This is a genomic window from Streptomyces sp. NPDC096013, assembly GCF_044763565.1.
Taxonomy (GTDB): Bacteria; Actinomycetota; Actinomycetes; order Streptomycetales; family Streptomycetaceae; genus Streptomyces.
On the sequence record NZ_JBIWGK010000008.1, the window covers coordinates 243,674 to 259,663 of the forward strand.

Annotated in this window: 16 protein-coding genes; 10 read left to right on the forward strand and 6 right to left on the reverse strand. The window is 71.0% G+C overall.

The genetic code is table 11. The features are described 5' to 3' along the window. Positions 1-283 precede the first annotated feature (283 nt). Together ACIRB1_RS26830 and ACIRB1_RS26835 are read left to right on the forward strand one after the other, a co-directional pair. Positions 284-856: a transglutaminase domain-containing protein gene (locus tag ACIRB1_RS26830; protein WP_403467269.1), complete on the forward strand. Its 573-nt coding sequence runs from the start codon at positions 284-286 to the stop codon at positions 854-856. Between the two features lie 8 nt (positions 857-864). Then, positions 865-1,557 carry a B3/4 domain-containing protein gene (locus ACIRB1_RS26835; protein ID WP_403467270.1) on the forward strand — a complete coding sequence of 231 codons (693 nt, stop codon included), beginning with the start codon at positions 865-867 and terminating at the stop codon, positions 1,555-1,557. A 4-nt stretch (positions 1,558-1,561) separates the two neighbouring features. Here the strand turns inward: ACIRB1_RS26835 and ACIRB1_RS26840 are convergent, their stop codons facing one another. After that, on the reverse strand, positions 1,562-2,290 hold the full coding sequence (locus ACIRB1_RS26840; protein ID WP_403467271.1) for a lysophospholipid acyltransferase family protein: 729 nt from the start codon (positions 2,288-2,290) through the stop codon (positions 1,562-1,564). A gap of 185 nt (positions 2,291-2,475) precedes the next feature. Continuing rightward, a complete protein-coding gene (locus ACIRB1_RS26845; RefSeq protein ID WP_403467272.1) occupies positions 2,476-2,892 on the reverse strand; it encodes a DUF4395 domain-containing protein in 417 nt (138 codons plus the stop codon). Positions 2,893-2,967: 75 nt separating this feature from the next. Here ACIRB1_RS26845 and ACIRB1_RS26850 point away from each other — a divergent pair, with 75 nt between their 5' ends. From ACIRB1_RS26850 to ACIRB1_RS26870, 5 genes are all read left to right on the forward strand, one after another. Continuing rightward, positions 2,968-3,381, forward strand: a complete 414-nt coding sequence (locus ACIRB1_RS26850; RefSeq protein ID WP_403467273.1) for a TlpA family protein disulfide reductase — start codon at positions 2,968-2,970, stop codon at positions 3,379-3,381. An 83-nt stretch (positions 3,382-3,464) separates the two neighbouring features. Next, positions 3,465-3,545: a putative leader peptide gene (locus ACIRB1_RS26855; protein WP_317774577.1), complete on the forward strand. Its 81-nt coding sequence runs from the start codon at positions 3,465-3,467 to the stop codon at positions 3,543-3,545. Between the two features lie 44 nt (positions 3,546-3,589). Then, positions 3,590-4,105, forward strand: a complete 516-nt coding sequence (locus ACIRB1_RS26860) for a flavin reductase family protein (protein WP_403467274.1) — start codon at positions 3,590-3,592, stop codon at positions 4,103-4,105. A 243-nt stretch (positions 4,106-4,348) separates the two neighbouring features. Continuing rightward, positions 4,349-5,137, forward strand: a complete 789-nt coding sequence (locus ACIRB1_RS26865; RefSeq protein WP_352179265.1) for an electron transfer flavoprotein subunit beta/FixA family protein — start codon at positions 4,349-4,351, stop codon at positions 5,135-5,137. Positions 5,138-5,231: 94 nt separating this feature from the next. Continuing rightward, on the forward strand, positions 5,232-6,194 hold the full coding sequence (locus ACIRB1_RS26870; protein WP_403467275.1) for an electron transfer flavoprotein subunit alpha/FixB family protein: 963 nt from the start codon (positions 5,232-5,234) through the stop codon (positions 6,192-6,194). A gap of 69 nt (positions 6,195-6,263) precedes the next feature. Here ACIRB1_RS26870 and ACIRB1_RS26875 read toward each other — a convergent pair whose 3' ends face one another. Continuing rightward, entirely contained in the window at positions 6,264-7,163 is a 900-nt protein-coding gene (locus ACIRB1_RS26875) for an endonuclease/exonuclease/phosphatase family protein (protein ID WP_352179263.1), read from the reverse strand. Between the two features lie 184 nt (positions 7,164-7,347). Between ACIRB1_RS26875 and ACIRB1_RS26880 the strand changes: the two genes are divergently transcribed. Continuing rightward, complete coding sequence (locus ACIRB1_RS26880; RefSeq protein ID WP_403467276.1) at positions 7,348-8,652, forward strand: DUF6986 family protein; 1,305 nt, start codon at positions 7,348-7,350, stop codon at positions 8,650-8,652. A gap of 67 nt (positions 8,653-8,719) precedes the next feature. Continuing rightward, the gene (locus ACIRB1_RS26885; RefSeq protein ID WP_352179262.1) at positions 8,720-10,846 is read left to right on the forward strand and encodes a protein kinase domain-containing protein; all 2,127 of its coding nucleotides are present in this window, start codon (positions 8,720-8,722) and stop codon (positions 10,844-10,846) included. Here ACIRB1_RS26885 and ACIRB1_RS26890 read toward each other — a convergent pair. Beyond that, positions 10,792-11,580 carry a hypothetical protein gene (locus ACIRB1_RS26890; protein ID WP_403467393.1) on the reverse strand — a complete coding sequence of 263 codons (789 nt, stop codon included), beginning with the start codon at positions 11,578-11,580 and terminating at the stop codon, positions 10,792-10,794. The two genes, ACIRB1_RS26885 and ACIRB1_RS26890, sit on opposite strands and share 55 nt — an antisense overlap. Before the next feature lie 19 nt (positions 11,581-11,599). Next, a complete protein-coding gene (locus ACIRB1_RS26895) occupies positions 11,600-12,664 on the reverse strand; it encodes a LacI family DNA-binding transcriptional regulator (RefSeq protein ID WP_266774483.1) in 1,065 nt (354 codons plus the stop codon). 178 nt (positions 12,665-12,842) lie between these two features. On the opposite strand from ACIRB1_RS26895, the gene ACIRB1_RS26900 reads away from it, so the two are divergent. Beyond that, positions 12,843-13,796, forward strand: a complete 954-nt coding sequence (locus ACIRB1_RS26900) for an ROK family protein (RefSeq protein ID WP_352179260.1) — start codon at positions 12,843-12,845, stop codon at positions 13,794-13,796. 63 nt (positions 13,797-13,859) lie between these two features. On the opposite strand, the gene ACIRB1_RS26905 is transcribed toward ACIRB1_RS26900, so the two are convergent. After that, positions 13,860-15,872, reverse strand: a complete 2,013-nt coding sequence (locus tag ACIRB1_RS26905) for an NPCBM/NEW2 domain-containing protein (RefSeq protein WP_403467277.1) — start codon at positions 15,870-15,872, stop codon at positions 13,860-13,862. Positions 15,873-15,990: the final 118 nt, after the last annotated feature.

Below are 15,990 nucleotides of genomic sequence, written 5' to 3' on the forward strand. Positions count from 1 at the left end.
GTCCGCAAAGTCCCGCCTGCCTCGCGACGCCCGGCACGCACGCTCGCCGCACCGCCCGGAAGCCCAAGTACGTCCAGTACGGGGGCTTCCGGGCGGCACACCGAGCGCACGCACCGGACGCCGCGAGGCCCGCCCTCCGGGCGGACGACGGGACTTTGCGGACACGACCTAGGCCCGGCGGCAGGAACTCCTCCAGTCGGCAGGAACTACTCAAGTGCATAGGTATGCGGTCACCTGAAAATTCATTGACTGTCGGGTGATCGCTTTCCTATGCTCTGAGGCCATGGAGCTGATCCAGAACACCCCTGACCTGTCCGCCTACTTGGCTGCCGATGAGGTCATCGACCATGACCACCCCCGCGTACGGGAGACGGCCGCGCGGCTCGCCAGGAGTGCCGAGGACTCGTATGCCTATGCACGCCTGGCGTTCGAGTTCGTGCGGGACGGGATTCCCCATTCGCAGGACTCCGGCGACCCGCGCGTCACCTGGCGGGCCTCCGACGTCCTGGAGCAGGGCACCGGCATCTGCTACGCCAAGGCGCACGCGCTGGCCGCGCTGCTGCGGGCCGAGGACATTCCCACGGCGCTCTGCTACCAGAAGTTCGATGTGGTCCACGGACTGGTCGCCGTCCGCTTCAATGGGGCCTGGCACCGGCAGGACCCGCGCGGCAACAAGCCGGGCGTGGACGCGCGGTTCTCGCTCGACGGGGAGCGGCTGGCCTTCATGCCCGACCCGGAGTCCAATGAGATGGACTATCCAGTGCTGTACGCTGAACCGCATCCGGCCGTCCTGAGCGCCCTCAAGGCCGCCCCCGACCGGCCGCACCTCTGGAAGACGCTCCCGACCGCACTCTGAGGCAGAACATGACGCTCACGCTCACCGTGTCCGACGAAGTCCGCGCCCTCGCGCCCGGGTTCACCCATGTCGCGATCGAGGCGCACGGACTCGTCAACGGGCCCAGCACCGAAGAGAGTTCGGCGCTCCTCGACGACGCGGCCCGTCGGCTCGCCGTACGGCTGGACGGGCGGGCGCCGCACGAGGACCCGCACATGGCGGCCTGGCGCGAGGTGTACACGGCGTTCGGGTCGAAGCCGTCGCGGACGCGCAACTCGGCGGAGGCGCTGGCCAAGAGGGCGCTGACGGACGCCGGGCTGCCCCGGATCAATGTGCTGGTCGACCTCTACAACGCCATCAGTGTCGCGTACCTGATCCCCGTGGGCGGTGAGGACATCGACCGCATCCAGGGCGGGATGGTCCTTCAACGGGCCGTCGGGGACGAGGAGTTCGTGACCGTCGCCGGTGGTGAGGAGGTCGTCGAGCACCCGGACGCGGGCGAGGTGGTGTGGCGTGACGAGGTGGGTGTCACCTGCCGCCGCTGGAACTGGCGGCAGGGGCCGCGCACCCGGCTCACGGAGCAATCGACGTCCGCCGTCTTCCTGTTGGAGAGTCTCGCGCCGATGCCGGTCGCCGAGGTCGAGGCCGCGGGCGCCGAACTCGCCGAGCTGCTCGGGAAGTTCAGCCCCGGGGCGCGGATCACCGTCCACGCCCCGGCGTGACGACTCAGCGTGCCTCGGCGGCCTTGACCTCTTCGGCGGTGGGGGCCGTGCCGCCGAGGTGGGCCGGCATCCACCAGGTGTCGTCCGGGCCCTTGGGCCGTACCGGATAAGCGCGCTGGGCCGCTTCGAGCAGCTCCTGGACGCGATCGCGCAGACGGCGGGTGATCGCGCCCGCGTACTGGTCCTGCGGGGCCTCCACCGGCTCGCCGACCCGGATGGTGATCGGGGTGTGGCTGCGCTTGAAGTTCTTCGGGTGGCCCTTGGTCCACAGGCGCTGCGTGCCCCACAGGGCCATCGGGATCAGCGGGACGCCGGCCTCCTGGGCCATGCGCGCGGCACCCGACTTGAAGCTCTTCAGGGTGAAGGACTGCGAGATCGTCGCCTCGGGGAAGACGCCGACGATCTCGCCGGACCGCAGCGACTCCAGCGCGTGCTGGTACGCCGTCTCACCCTGCTCGCGGTCCACCGGGATGTGCTTCATTCCGCGCATCAGCGGACCCGAGATCCTGTGCCGGAAGACCGACTCCTTCGCCATGAAGCGCACCAGGCGCTTCTGCGGCAGGGCGGCCAGGCCGTCGAAGATGAAGTCCAGGTAGCTGATGTGATTGCTGACCAGCACGGCGCCGCCCGTGCGCGGAATGTTCTCCGACCCCTTGCAGTCAATCTTGAGGTCCCAGGCCTTGAACAGCGTTTGGGCGAGACCGATGACGGGGCGGTAGACAAGCTCGGCCATGGACGGGGTGGACCCTTCTCTCTGCCTGAAGGGGTTCTCCGGGCGGGAAAGTTACGCAGCCGTAGGTTTACGGCATTGCGCAGATCGTGCCCGAAGAACGGACGAGTGGCCAGTCCTCGTGCCCCAGAAAGGCGAGATCCTCGTCACGTCCATCGCTTGATCCACCTCGCCCTTTTAAGTTCCCTTTACTGTGCGCGAACTGTCACTCGACGCACGAGCAGGTACATCTCGCACCCCAGGCAGTACCCGAACGCGGCATTGAGGAAGGCGGCGGCGAGCGCGGCCCCCGTCGCCGCGAGCCCCAGCCACTCGGGACCCAGGCCGAAACCGACCAGCCCCACCACGGCGAAGACCAGCCCGACCGCCTGCGCGAACCGCGGCGGCTCCGGCGCCTCGAACTCGGTCGGCGGCCCGATCCGGGGCCGTACGGCCTTCCGGAACAGCCAGCCGTACGGAGAGCGGCCCACGCCGCCCGCCGCGCCCAGGGCGAACGCCAGGGTCTGCCAGGCCAACAGCCAGAAGCTGCCGGTGATGAGCACGACCGCCAGTACTGCGGTCGTCAGGGCCGCCCCGAAGCGCGGTCCTCTTGCGTCGATGTCCATGGATCAAGGATTCCGCAAGGGGAAGGATTCGGGGTACCGGGAATCTTTGCAGTCTCGTGAACGCTGGAAGGACCGATGACCGGACTTGTGATGTGCGTGCTGGTGCTCGCGGCGGCGAGCGCCTACGGAGTGCTGCATCGGCGGCGGAGCGGGAGAGTGCGCGTGCGCGCGCGCGACGGCGGAAAACGGCTCGGCGCCGCCGAGTTGGGCGGCGACCTCGGAGAGAAGGCCACCCTGGTGCAGTTCTCCAGCGCCTTCTGCGCCCCCTGCCGGGCCACGCGCCGGGTGCTGGGCGAGGTGGCCGGCATGGTCCCCGGAGTGAGCCACATCGAGATCGACGCCGAGGACCACCTGGACCTCGTACGGGAACTCGACATCCTGAAGACCCCCACCGTGCTGGTCCTCGACGCCGCCGGACGGGTCGTCCGGCGAGCCACCGGCCTCCCCCGCAAGGCGGATGTCATCGCCGCACTGGGTGAGGCGGTTTGACGGTTGTGACGATGACGGTGAGCCATCTCCCATATGCCGGAACGTACTTGACTGTGCGCACCACCTATCGTCAGCCTGACCGTATGCCTTCGGAGCTCCTTCTTTACGGGCGGGTGCACGTCGACCTGGCCCGCACCGCGAGCGCGCGCTGTCCGGGCTGTTGAGCAGCCACGGCCCCAGCTCGTCCCCTCGGCAGAAGGACACGTCCATGACGGCCACGCCCGACCTCGGCACCCGTACTCCCCAGCACGCCTCTCCCGAGCTGCTGCGGTCCGTCTTCCGGCAGCACGCGGCCGGTGTGGCGGTGATCACCGCGTGTGGTGACCACGGCCCGGTCGGCTTCACCGCCACCTCGCTCAGCTCCGTCTCCGCCGCGCCCCCGATGCTGTCCTTCGGGATCGGCACCGGCGCCTCCAGCTGGCCCGCGATATCGGAGGCCGACCATGTCGGCGTCCACGTCCTGGGGGAGCACCAGGAGGAGCTGGCGGCCACCTTCGCCCGCAGCGGCGCCGACCGGTTCGGGGCGCCCACCGTCTGGCGCGAGGGTCCCGAAGGTGTGCCGATCCTGGACGGCGTGCTCGCCTGGCTGGTGTGCCGGGTCGCCGCGCGGGTGCCCGCGGGGGACCACCGCATCGTCCTGGCCGAGGTCGTCCTCGGTGACCACGCGGGCTCCGGCCGCCCGCTCCTGTATCACCAGGGCCGCTTCAACGGACTGCGTGACTGAGGCCACTCCGGGTGGGTGACGGGCCACCCTGCGGAAGTGTCGAGTTCCGATTACGCTGCGTTGCACAGGTCACAGTTCAAAGCGCTTGCTTAGCGGGCACCCGTTGGGGGAGCGTAGGGGTGCGTACTGGCGAGTAATATTTCGCCGGGAGCACCGGTCGCCCCCACCGGGAACGGCCGTTCAGGGCGCCTATGCTGCCTGGAAGTAGGCAGCCGAAAATGACGATGCAGTAGGAGAGCCGGCGTGAGCTTGAGGATCGTTGTCACTGTGAAGTACGTGCCCGACGCCACTGGCGACCGGCACTTCGCCGATGACCTGACCGTCGACCGGGACGACGTGGACGGTCTGCTCTCCGAGCTCGACGAGTACGCGGTCGAGCAGGCGCTGCAGATCTCCGAGAACTCGGACGACGACGTGGAGATCACCGTCCTGACCGTGGGCCCGGAGGACGCCAAGGACGCCCTGCGCAAGGCGCTGTCCATGGGCGCCGACAAGGCGATCCACGTAGAGGACGACGACCTGCACGGCACCGACGCCATCGGCACCTCCCTGGTGCTGGCCAAGGCGATCGAGAAGGCCGGTTTCGACCTGGTCGTCTCCGGCATGGCCTCCACCGACGGCACCGCCGGTGTGATCCCCGCCCTGCTGGCCGAGCGCCTGGGCGTCCCGCAGGTCACGCTGCTCTCCGAGGTCTCCGTCGAGGACGGCGTCGTCAAGGGGCGCCGTGACGGCGACACCGCCTCCGAGCAGCTGGAGGCCTCCCTGCCGGCCGTCGTGTCGGTCACCGACCAGTCGGGCGAGGCGCGTTACCCGTCCTTCAAGGGCATCATGGCCGCCAAGAAGAAGCCGGTCGAGGCCTGGGACCTGTCCGACCTGGAGATCGACACCGACGAGGTCGGCCTCGCGGGCGCCTGGACCGCCGTCGACTCCGCGGCCCAGCGCCCGGCGCGCACCGCCGGCACGATCGTCAAGGACGAGGGCGAGGGCGGCAAGCAGCTCGCCGAGTTCCTCGCGGGCCAGAAGTTCATCTGAGCGGAACCGGGGGAGTGCAGACACGCCCCCGGCGCCGCTCGCCCGACTCGCTCACCGCCCCTCAGACTTCGCACGCACGCAGGAGACCATTCCCATGGCTGAAGTTCTCGTCTACGTCGACCACGTGGACGGCGCCGTCCGCAAGCCCACCCTGGAACTGCTGACCCTGGCCCGCCGCATCGGCGAGCCCGTCGCGGTCGCCCTCGGCGCCGGTGCGGAGAACACCGCCGCCGCGCTCGCCGAGCACGGCGCGGTGAAGGTGCTCACGCACGACGCCGCCGAGTACGCCGACTACCTCGTCGTCCCCAAGGTCGACGCCCTCCAGGCCGCCTACGAGGCCGTCTCCCCGGCCGCCGTCCTGGTGCCGTCCTCCGCCGAGGGCAAGGAGATCGCCGCCCGTCTGGCGGTACGCATCGGCTCCGGCATCATCACCGACGCCGTCGACCTGGAGGCCGGTGACGAGGGCCCGGTGGCCACGCAGTCGGTGTTCGCCGCCTCCTTCACCACCAAGACCCGCGTCTCCAAGGGCACCCCGGTCATCACCGTGAAGCCCAACTCGGCCGCCGTGGAGGCCGCCCCGGCCGCCGGTACGGTCGAGGCCCTCGCGGTCACCTTCTCGGACAAGGCCACCGGCACCAAGGTCACCGCGCGCACCCCGCGCGAGTCGACCGGCCGCCCGGAGCTGACCGAGGCCGCGATCGTCGTCTCCGGCGGCCGCGGTGTGAACGGCGCGGACAACTTCGCGATCATCGAGGCCCTCGCCGACTCCCTCGGCGCGGCCGTGGGCGCCTCCCGCGCCGCCGTGGACGCCGGCTGGTACCCGCACTCCAACCAGGTCGGCCAGACCGGCAAGAGCGTCTCCCCGCAGCTCTACATCGCCAACGGCATCTCCGGCGCGATCCAGCACCGCGCGGGCATGCAGACCTCGAAGACGATTGTCGCCGTCAACAAGGACGCCGAGGCTCCGATCTTCGACCTCGTCGACTACGGCGTGGTCGGCGACCTCTTCGACGTCGTCCCGCAGCTCACCGAAGAGGTCAAGTCCCGCAAGGGCTGATCTCTCCAGGCGCTACGAGGCCCCCGCGACCCGTGTGGTCGTGGGGGCCTCTCGCGTGTCCTGGGCCGCTCATCCCAGGGTGATCGTGGACCGCACGGGCAGATGGTCGCTCGGGAACTGGCTGTTCTCGGAGAAGGTGTCGAGAGCGGTCCGGCGCACCCTGACCCCCGGGGAGACCAGGATCCAGTCGATGCGGGGACCTTCCGGCACGAGCGCGCGGTAGCCGTGGAAGCTGCCGTAGAGCGGCCCGCGCGCGGCCGCCGCGTCCCAGGTGTCCCTGAGGCCCGGGCCCGCGTCCAGCATCGTGGAGTAGACCGAGGTGGTGTACGCGGCGGTGTTGAAGTCGCCGGTCACCACGAGCGGCAGGGAGCTGTCCAGGCGGGCGAGGCGTTCGGCGATGAGGGTGGCGGCCCGCTCGCGCGCGTACTGACTCGCGTTGTCCAGGTGGGTGTTGAGGACGTAGAACTCCCGCTCGTCGTCCCCGAGGTCGCGGAAGCGGATCCAGGTGGCGATGCGCGGGTGGGCGCCGCCCCAGGTGTTCGAGCCGATCACGGCGGGCGTGTCGGAGAGCCAGAACTGGTCGTACTCGACGGGGGCGAGCCGACGGGTGTCGTAGAAGATCGCAGTCTCCTCGTCGAAGCTGCCGCCCTTGCGGCCGCCGCCGATCCAGTCGTAGTGCGGCGCCAGGTCCCGCTTGATGTCCTGGAGCTGCGCGTAGAGGCCCTCCTGGGTGCCGATGATGTCGGGGGCCGCGCGGAGCAGCAGGTCGCGCATGACCGGGCGGCGGACCTTCCAGCTGTTGGGCTCGGTGGTGTCGGCGTAGCGCAGGTTGAACGTCATGACGTCCAGCAGGCGGGTCTCCTGGCGGACGGACGTGGCGCGTACGGTTCCGATCAGTGGCAGGGCGATGGCGGCCGCCACCAGCGTGGTCAGCCCCGCGCGACGGGTCACCGTCCTGGCAGTCGACATGTGCATCCCTCCCCTTGCGAGTCAGGATGAGGGTGTGCGGCGCCGGGCGGAAGAGGGCCTCGGGGCGGCGGTGAACACGACGGGTTCACGGCGTGGACAGGGTGTTGACCGGCGGGAAGCTCCACGGATAACTTCGTTCTACGGATTGTTGATTCCGTAGAGCGGAAAACTGGAGGGTGTGGGCATGGGTCAGGGCGAGCAGGAGAAGGTGGCGACGAGCCTCGCGGGCGCGGTCGGCGAGGAGATCAGCGCCTCCCTGGCACCGGTCGACGCCGAACTGGAGCGCCGCTACCCCGGCGACCCCGGCACCCGCCAGCCCGTCCACACGGTCTACGTACCCGGTGACGCCTTCGCCGCCGACACGATCCGCACCTGGGGCGACCGGGCGCTCGCCGCCCTCGACGAACACGCCCCCGACGCGGCCTCCTTCGCCGCCGTCCTCGGCCTCTCCGACGACCTCGCGGAGCCCGTCCACGCGCGCGTGCGGGCCAAACTGGAGCGCGAGCCCATCGAGGACCTGCGCGTCGACTTCGAGGACGGCTACGGCCCCCGCCCCGACGCCGAGGAGGACGTGGCCGCCGCCCGCGCGGCCCGCCTCATCGCCGAGGCGTACCGGCAGGGCACCGCGGCGCCGTACATGGGCATCCGGATGAAGTGCATGGAAGCGCCGGTGCGCGACCGGGGCATCCGCACCCTCGACATCTTCCTCACCGGGCTCATGGAGGCCGGCGGGCTGCCCGACGGCCTGGTCCTGACGCTCCCCAAGGTCACGTACGCCGAGCAGGTCACCGCGATGGTGCGCCTCCTGGAGGCCTTCGAGAAGGCGCGCGGTCTCGAACAGGGCCGGATCGGCTTCGAGATCCAGATCGAGACCAGCCAGTCCATCCTCGCCACCGACGGCACCGCCACCGTCGCCCGCATGATCCAGGCCGCCGAGGGCCGCGCCACCGGCCTCCACTACGGCACCTTCGACTACAGCGCCTGCCTCGGCGTCTCCGCCGCCTACCAGGCCAGCGACCACCCCGCCGCCGACCACGCCAAGGCGATCATGCAGGTCGCCGCCGCGGGGACGGGCGTACGCGTCTCGGACGGCTCGACGAACGTGCTGCCGGTGGGCCCGACCGCCAAGGTGCACGACGCCTGGCGCCTGCACTACGGCCTCACCCGCCGGGCCCTGTCCCGCGCCTACTACCAGGGCTGGGACATGCACCCGGGCCACATCCCCACCCGCTACGCGGCCGTCTTCGCCTTCTACCGCGAGGGCTTCGAGCAGGCCGCCGCGCGCCTCGCCCGCTACGCCAACCACGCCGGCGGCGACGTCATGGACGAGCCCGCCACCGCCAAGGCCCTCAGCGGTTATCTGCTGCGCGGTCTGGACTGCGGCGCGCTCGACATCGCCGAGGTGGCCAGGGCCACCGGCCTGACCCGGATGGACCTGGAGGGCTTCGCGTCGCCCCGCCGAGGCGACCTCACGGCGTCGGCCAAGTAGCGGACCTGTCACAGGTGTTGGTGCCCGCTTCTGTTGTCACCGCCGCCCCGTAGGCTGTACGGCGTTCATGGATGTGCCACGGGACGGAGCGGCGGTGCCTTCGGGGGAGAGCGGACGCGTGGACGGGGTCGACCGGTTGCTGGCCGGGCGGTATCGCGTCGTGGCGCGACTCGGGCGCGGCGGGATGGGTGTCGTCTGGCGGGCCGTCGACGAGGTCCTCGGCCGCGAGGTCGCCGTCAAGGAACTGCGCACTTTCACCGACGCGCACGGCCCCGAACTCGCCGATCTACGGCTGCGGATGCAGCGCGAGGCACGGGCGGCGGCGCGGGTCCGGCACCCCGGGGTGGTCGCCGTGCACGACATCGCCGAGGTCGACGGACGCCCCCTGATCGTCATGGAACTGATCGACGGCCCGTCCCTGGACGACGTGTTGGGCGAGCGCGGCCCGATCGACCCGCGCGAGGCGGCCGGGATCGGCGCCAAGGTGACGGAGGCGCTGGCCGCCGCGCACGCCGTGGGTGTCCTGCACCGCGATGTGAAGCCCGGGAACATCCTGCTGGACCGCTCGGGCCGGGTCGTCCTCACCGACTTCGGCATCGCCACGATGGACGACCCGGGCGACGGCTCCGCCACCCATCTCACCCGCAGCGGCGAACTCATCGGCTCCCTGGACTACTTGGCCCCCGAGCGGGCACATGGCGCCGACCCCGGCCCGGCCTCCGACGTCTGGGCCCTGGGCGCCACGCTGTACGCGGCCGTGGAGGGCACGTCCCCGTTCCGCCGCACGTCCACGTACTCCACCCTCACGGCAATCGTCTCCGAGCCCTTGCCGGAACCCCGACGGGCGGGGCGACTTGGGCCCGTCCTGCGCCAACTCATGGAGAAGCGGGCGGAGCTGCGCCCTGACGCCGAGCGGGCGCGGGGGATGCTGGAGACGGTGGCACAGGGGCCGGAGACGGATCTGCCCACGGCTGTGCTGCGGGGTTCGTACGGAGTGGTGGCGGGCGGGGCTTTCGAGGTGCCGCTCGGCGGAGCCGTCGCGGCCGGAACCGGAGCCGGGGCGGGGGAGCCGGAGGAGTCAACGGGGCCTGGGGGACCGGGACGTGAGGGACCGGAGCGTGGCAGGGACGGGGAACCTGGCACGGACGCGGACGAGCCGACGGGGTCCGAGGAGGACTCGGGGACCGGGGCGGCGGCGGGCACACCGGCACCCGGGTCACCCCAGAATCCCTGGGCATCGGCGTACCGGGCCGAGACAGCGGCGGAGTCCGAAGCGGTGGCGCGACGCCCTGGTGCCTCGGGAGAGTTCGGCGCGGCGGAGGGGAGCCCACAGGCTCCGGGGCAGTCCGGTCCGGCCGCGCCGGAGGCGTACTCCGCGCCGTGGTCCGCGGCGCATCCGCAGGGGGCAGGTGCCACCGCCCCTTCCCCAGCCGTGTCCCAGGGCTTCGGCCCGCCGCCCCTCGTGCCGGCACCGCACACGTCCGCCCCTACCGGTCCCGTGGGCCCTGTCGGCTCCGCCACCCCGCCCCGCCGAAGGGCACGCGTCCTGATCGCCGCCGTGGCCGGTGCCGTCGTGCTCGTCGGCGCCGGGGTCGCCTACGCCCTGCACAACGCGCACGACAACGAGGCCGGCACACGGCCTTCGGTGGCGTCGGCTCCGGCCAGTGCCGTTTCCTCGCCCGCCGGGCGCACCGACGCGGGTCACTCGGGTGCTACCAAGCCCACGGGGCAGGGTGAGGAGAAGACTCCGGCCCCGGCCCGGACGCGGGGCGGGCACAGTGAGCCCACGCCCTCGGAGCGGGGCTCCGCCTCGGCCCCCGCCAAGCCCACGGTCGGCAGCACGGCGGGTGGCGGCAACGGCGGTTCGGGGAGCGGGAGTTCGACGGGCAGTTCCAGCTCGCCCGGCCCGGCCGCCTCCTGTCAGGCCATCGGCGGCGGCAAGTACGACTGCCAGGTGTGGCGCAGCGCGAAGTCCTACACCGCGTCCGGCGCCGAGGTCGGCGTCCTCGGCGCGGGTACCAACTACTTCTTCTGCCAGCAGAACCTGGGCCGCCGTGAGACCTACGGCCAGTGGACCAACACCTGGTGGGCGAAGACGGACGACGACAGCGGCAACACGAACGTCTACGTCAGCGCCGTCTACCTCAAGGGCGGCGACAACGACGAACCGGTCCCGGGGCTCCCGGTCTGCTGAGGCCGTACGAAGCGCTCGAGCCCCGACGCCGTCACCAGCCCCTCCTCCAGGAACAGCCGCCCACCCCGCTCGCACAAGGACCTGTCGGCCCGCGCCCGCGCGCAGAACTCCTCCGGTGTCCGCCCGAACAGTCGCCTCAACTCCGCCGAACCGCGCAGGAGTTCGGCGAGGAGCGCCCGCTCGCCCGGATGCCGGCGCGGCACACCCGTACCGTCACGCAGGACACCGTGCCGGTTGACGTAGACGTACACGCCCCGCAGCAACTGCCCCGAACCCGGGGCGACATGGACGACGGACCCCGGCAACCACGCCCGGTCGTACGCCGTTTCACTCGCGTCCACCACCGCAAGCTGCCGCGCGTCGAACCACGTCACGAACAACTCCCGCACCACACCGGGCGCGTCGACCGGCGACGCCGACACGTACCCCAGGCGGCTCACATGCGCGGAGACGCCGATGTCGATCCCCGTGACCCGTACCTTCACCATCGGGACGGGAGACGTGATCCCGAACACGGCCATCTTGTGCCGCAGTTGACCGGGACAGGCGTTGGAGCCGATCGCCAGGACCGGTGTGCGGTCCTCGTAGGTCGCGTGCTCCTCGAGCGGCAACAGCCGGTCCCCGACGAGGAGTCCGGACTCGGCGGGCCACGCCCCGGGATAGAGGAGCGGCTCCTCACGCGGGGCCCGAGCCAGCCCCAGCGCCTCCAGCGTACGGTCCGCGCCTTCGCTCATACGGTCGTGCACGCGCCCCTCACTCCGACGGCGGGAGTTCACCCGATCCCCGGGTGATCAGCCGGGTCGGCAACTCGATGCGCTCCGGCGCGATGAGCGTGCCGTCGAGCTGCCGGAAGAGCCGGTCGGCCGCCGTACGCCCGAGCGCCGCCGCGTCCTGAGCGACGACCGTCACGCCCGGCTGGAGCAGATCGGCGAGTTCGAAGTCGTCGAAGCCCACCAGGGCGATCCGGCGCGACTGTTCGGCCAGGACGCGGACGACGGTGACCGTCACACGGTTGTTGCCGGCGAAGATCGCGGTGACGGGGGAGGGGCCGGTCAGCATCTCCTCGGCGGCCCGCCGCACCCGGACCGGGTCGGTCACGCCGAGGGACATCCAGGCGTCCTCGACCTCTATCCCCGCGTCCTCCATCGCGGCCCGGTATCCGCGCAGTCGCTCGGCGGCCGTGTGGATGCGGGGCATGTCGCCGATGAAGCCGATGCGCCGGTGGCCGTGGGAGATGAGATGTGTGACGCCGTCGCGTGCGCCGCCGTAGCTGTCCGAGAGGACGACGTCCGCGTCGATCTGCCCGGCCGGACGGTCCACGAACACCGTCGCGACGCCCGCCTTGATCTCCGGCTCCAGATAGCGGTGGTCGTCCCCGGCCGGGATCACCACGAGACCGTCCACCCGCCGGGCGCACAGCGCGAGCACCAACTCCTGCTCGCGGTCCGGGTCCTCGGCGCTGGAGCCGTTGATCAGCAGGGCGCCATGGGCGCGGGCGACCTCTTCGACGGCGCGGCTGAGTGGGCCGTAGAACGGGTCGGCGAGGTCCTCCAGGACGAGACCGATGCTGGCCGTGCGGCCCTTGCGCAGGACGCGGGCGCTGTCGTTGCGGCGGAAGCCGAGCGCGTCGATGGCCTCCTGGACCCGGCGCTCGGTGTCCGGGGTGACGCCCGGTTCGCCGTTGACCACGCGCGACACCGTTTTCAGGCCGACACCGGCGCGCGCGGCCACGTCCTTCATGGTCGGACGGTTGCCGTAGCGGTTCTCGGGGCGGCGGGCGGTCTCTGGCACGATGCGCTGTCCTGTCCTGTCGTCCACGGGGGATGCATAAGTCCATGGGTTTGTATGAGGATGTGGCGTCGAGCATAGAGCCTGGACAACGTTGTCATGTGCGAGAGAGACTGTCCACCGATATCTCCGGCCTGCGCCCCCACCGCGAGACCGGCCCATCTCACCTTCTGGTGGTTCTCATGTTTGACGGGGAGATCTGACACTGATGCACACCGACCTCGTGGCCGCGCTCGACATCGGCGGCACCAAGATCGCCGGGGCGCTGGTGGACGGCCACGGCAAGATCCTGGTGCGAGCACAGCGCCCGACGCCCTCGCAGGACGACGGCGACACCGTGATGCGAGCCGTGGAGGAGGTGCTCGGGGAACTCACCGTATCGCCTTCGTGGTCCCGCGCGGGTGCCCTCGGCATCGGCAGCGCGGGTCCCGTGGACGCCTCCGCGGGCACCGTGAGCCCCGTCAACGTGCCGGGCTGGCGTGACTTTCCGCTGGTGGAGCGGGTGCGCGCGGCGACCGGTGACCTGCCCGTCGCGCTGATCGGCGACGGCGTGGCGATCACGGCGGCCGAGCACTGGCAGGGCGCCGCGCGCGGGCACGCCAACGCGCTGTGCATGGTGGTCTCGACGGGGGTCGGCGGGGGCCTTGTCCTCAACGGCCAGCTGCATCCCGGGCCGACCGGCAACGCGGGCCACATCGGCCACATCAGCGTCGACCTGGACGGCGACGCCTGCCCGTGCGGTTCGCGCGGCTGTGTCGAGCGGATCGCCAGCGGTCCCAACATCGCCCGGCGGGCGGTCGAGGGCGGCTGGCGGCCGGGTCCCGACGGCGATGCCTCGGCCGCCGCGGTGGCCGCCGCCGCCCGTGCCGGTGACCCGGTCGCCGTGGCCTCCTTCGAGCGGGCCGCGCAGGCGCTCGCCGCCGGGATCGCGGCCACCGCGACCCTCGTCGAGATCGACATCGCCGTGATCGGCGGGGGCGTGGGCAAGGCGGGCGACGTGCTCTTCACCCCGCTGCGCAAGGCACTGAGCGACTACGCGACGCTGTCCTTCGTGCAGCGCCTCACGGTGACACCGGCTCAGATGGGCACGGACGCGGGGCTGGTGGGAGCGGCCGCGGCCGCGCTCGCCGGACAGACGAGCACGACCTCGGCCGTGGTGTGAACCGTCGCGGGGCCGAGACGTTGGTTCGGCGGCCCATGCCCCGTGAACGGCGATTCGCCCGGCTCAGCAGGTGAGTTGAGCGTCCGCCCAGTCCGCGTGGTCCGAGTCGATCCCGTCGCCGCCGTCGGTGACGACGAGTCGGACCACCTGGGCGCCGGTCACGTCCGCCGTGACCGGCTGGGCGGGCATCGCGTTGGTGAGGACGCCGGTCGAGGCGACCTTGGTGCCGTCCGCCCAGATCTCGAAGGCGACGGTGCCCTTGGCGCCCTTCTCGTCGTCCGCACCGACGTCCGCGGTGACCTTCTCGCACGCCTTCCCGGTGTAGTACCGCACCTCGCTCTCGGCGTGGACCCCGAGCCCCTTGGCGTACACCACACCGCCCAGGGTGATCGGATGTCCGTCGCCCGCGGCGCTCTCCCCGTTGCTCGTGTTGCGCTCAACTGGCCCGTATCCGTTGGCGGTCGACATCCACGGAAGGTCACCGAGGTACGAGGTCCCGGCCGGCGGCGCCACCACCACGGACGCGGTGAACGGCAGCGTGCTGGTGACCCGGGCGCCGGTCGGCGAGCGGTAACTCGCCCTGAGCGTCAGGTCGTACGACCCCGTCGGCGTCCCGGCGGGCGCGGTGAGCGTCCACTTGGTGCGCAGGGCCCGGCCTGTGCGTACGGCCCTCGCGGTCGTCGGGGACGTGGCCCGGATCTTCCAGCCGGTGGGTCCGGTCAGGCCTACGGAGACGTGTTCGGCGGTCGTCCGGCCGAGGTCGGTGACCGTCGTGGTGAGCGGCGTCGGAGTGGCCGCCTGTACCAACGGGGCGTCCGTCAGGGCGAGTTCGACGGCGGGCGGGTTCTTGAGCGCGTGCCGGTCGGCGGCGACCCGGACGAGGACGGTGCCGTGTGCCGGGACGGTCGCGGAGATCGCGCCCGCGGTGTTGTAGCTCAGGTGCTGCCACAGGTCGCGCAGGGTGTAGGCGCGGGCTCCGGGGAGGCCGACGGCCGCCGCGGTCGTGGTGATGCGCTGGGCGCTGCCGGACTCGTTGAACAGCGCGACCGTACGGCTGCCGTCCTTCATCTCCTTGGCGACGACCCAGCGACCGCCCTCGGAGGTGACAACGTTTCCTTGCCTGCCCAGCGGGTCCTGGTCGACCGCGATGACCTCCTTGTTGTCGAGGATGTCGAAGGTCGCGGGGGTCGCCGTGCGCAGGTCCGAGCCGATGAGGAGGGGGGCGGCCATGATCGACCACAGCGAGAAGTGCGAGCGGTACTCGGTGTCCGTCATGCCGCCGTTGCCGACCTCCAGCATGTCGGGGTCGTTCCAGTGGCCGGGACCGGCGTACCGCGCGAGGGGCAGGTTCTGCTTGAGGATCGACAGCATCGAGCCCCAGTTGTCGCTGATGTCGCCGGTCGTGCGCCACAGATGTCCGATGTCCGAGGCCCATTCCCAGGGTTTGTTCTCGCCCCATTCGCAGATGCTGAAGACGATCGGGCGGCCCGTCGCCTTCAGGGCGTCACGCATGGTGGTGTAGCGCGTCCTGGCGTCCACGCCCTGGTTGTTGCAGTTGTCGTACTTGAGATAGTCCACGCCCCAGTCGGCGAACTGCTGGGCGTCGCTGTACTCATGGCCGAGGCCGCCCGGGAATCCCGCAGAGTTGCATGTCTTGGTGCCGGCGCTGGTGTAAATGCCGAGTTTGAGCCCTTTGGAGTGCACGTAATCGGCGACCGCCTTGATTCCGTGCGGGAATCGGACCGGGTCGGGGACGAGTTTGCCGTCGGCGTCGCGGTTCGGCAGGGCCCAGCAGTCGTCGAGGTTGACGTACTGGTAACCGGCCGCCTTCAGGCCTTTGTTCACGAAGATGTCGGCGATTCCCTCGACCATGGATTCGTTGAACTCGGGACGGCAGTTGGTGGAGTTCCAGTTGTTGAAGCCCATGGGAGGGGTGAGCGCTTGGCCGTCCGCCAGCGCGGGGGCCACGGGTTCCTGCGCGACGGCCGGCACCGTGAGGCCGGCCGTGCACAGCAGCCCGGTGGCGAGGGCTCCGACCAGTCTTCTGCGGGTCGTGCGGGTGTGAAGGTGACGCATTGTGACGTTCCTCCGGACTCGCGAAAGATAGGATGACTACATGTACGTGTCATGGTGCGCGTTTACGGTAGGACGTGTCGGACTCTGTTGGAAGACTTCAGTAACGGTTGTTCGATAT

What these genes read in the sequence shown, in the direction of transcription:
- ACIRB1_RS26830 (WP_403467269.1), top strand. Translation starts at nt 284, where the DNA reads ATGGAGCTGATCCAGAACACCCCTGACCTGTCCGCCTACTTGGCTGCC.
- ACIRB1_RS26835 (WP_403467270.1), top strand. Translation starts at nt 865, where the DNA reads ATGACGCTCACGCTCACCGTGTCCGACGAAGTCCGCGCCCTCGCGCCC.
- ACIRB1_RS26840 (WP_403467271.1), bottom strand. Translation starts at nt 2,290, where the DNA reads ATGGCCGAGCTTGTCTACCGCCCCGTCATCGGTCTCGCCCAAACGCTG.
- ACIRB1_RS26845 (WP_403467272.1), bottom strand. Translation starts at nt 2,892, where the DNA reads ATGGACATCGACGCAAGAGGACCGCGCTTCGGGGCGGCCCTGACGACC.
- ACIRB1_RS26850 (WP_403467273.1), top strand. Translation starts at nt 2,968, where the DNA reads ATGACCGGACTTGTGATGTGCGTGCTGGTGCTCGCGGCGGCGAGCGCC.
- ACIRB1_RS26855 (WP_317774577.1), top strand. Translation starts at nt 3,465, where the DNA reads ATGCCTTCGGAGCTCCTTCTTTACGGGCGGGTGCACGTCGACCTGGCC.
- ACIRB1_RS26860 (WP_403467274.1), top strand. Translation starts at nt 3,590, where the DNA reads ATGACGGCCACGCCCGACCTCGGCACCCGTACTCCCCAGCACGCCTCT.
- ACIRB1_RS26870 (WP_403467275.1), top strand. Translation starts at nt 5,232, where the DNA reads ATGGCTGAAGTTCTCGTCTACGTCGACCACGTGGACGGCGCCGTCCGC.
- ACIRB1_RS26875 (WP_352179263.1), bottom strand. Translation starts at nt 7,163, where the DNA reads ATGTCGACTGCCAGGACGGTGACCCGTCGCGCGGGGCTGACCACGCTG.
- ACIRB1_RS26880 (WP_403467276.1), top strand. Translation starts at nt 7,348, where the DNA reads ATGGGTCAGGGCGAGCAGGAGAAGGTGGCGACGAGCCTCGCGGGCGCG.
- ACIRB1_RS26885 (WP_352179262.1), top strand. Translation starts at nt 8,720, where the DNA reads ATGGATGTGCCACGGGACGGAGCGGCGGTGCCTTCGGGGGAGAGCGGA.
- ACIRB1_RS26890 (WP_403467393.1), bottom strand. Translation starts at nt 11,580, where the DNA reads ATGAGCGAAGGCGCGGACCGTACGCTGGAGGCGCTGGGGCTGGCTCGG.
- ACIRB1_RS26900 (WP_352179260.1), top strand. Translation starts at nt 12,843, where the DNA reads ATGCACACCGACCTCGTGGCCGCGCTCGACATCGGCGGCACCAAGATC.
- ACIRB1_RS26905 (WP_403467277.1), bottom strand. Translation starts at nt 15,872, where the DNA reads ATGCGTCACCTTCACACCCGCACGACCCGCAGAAGACTGGTCGGAGCC.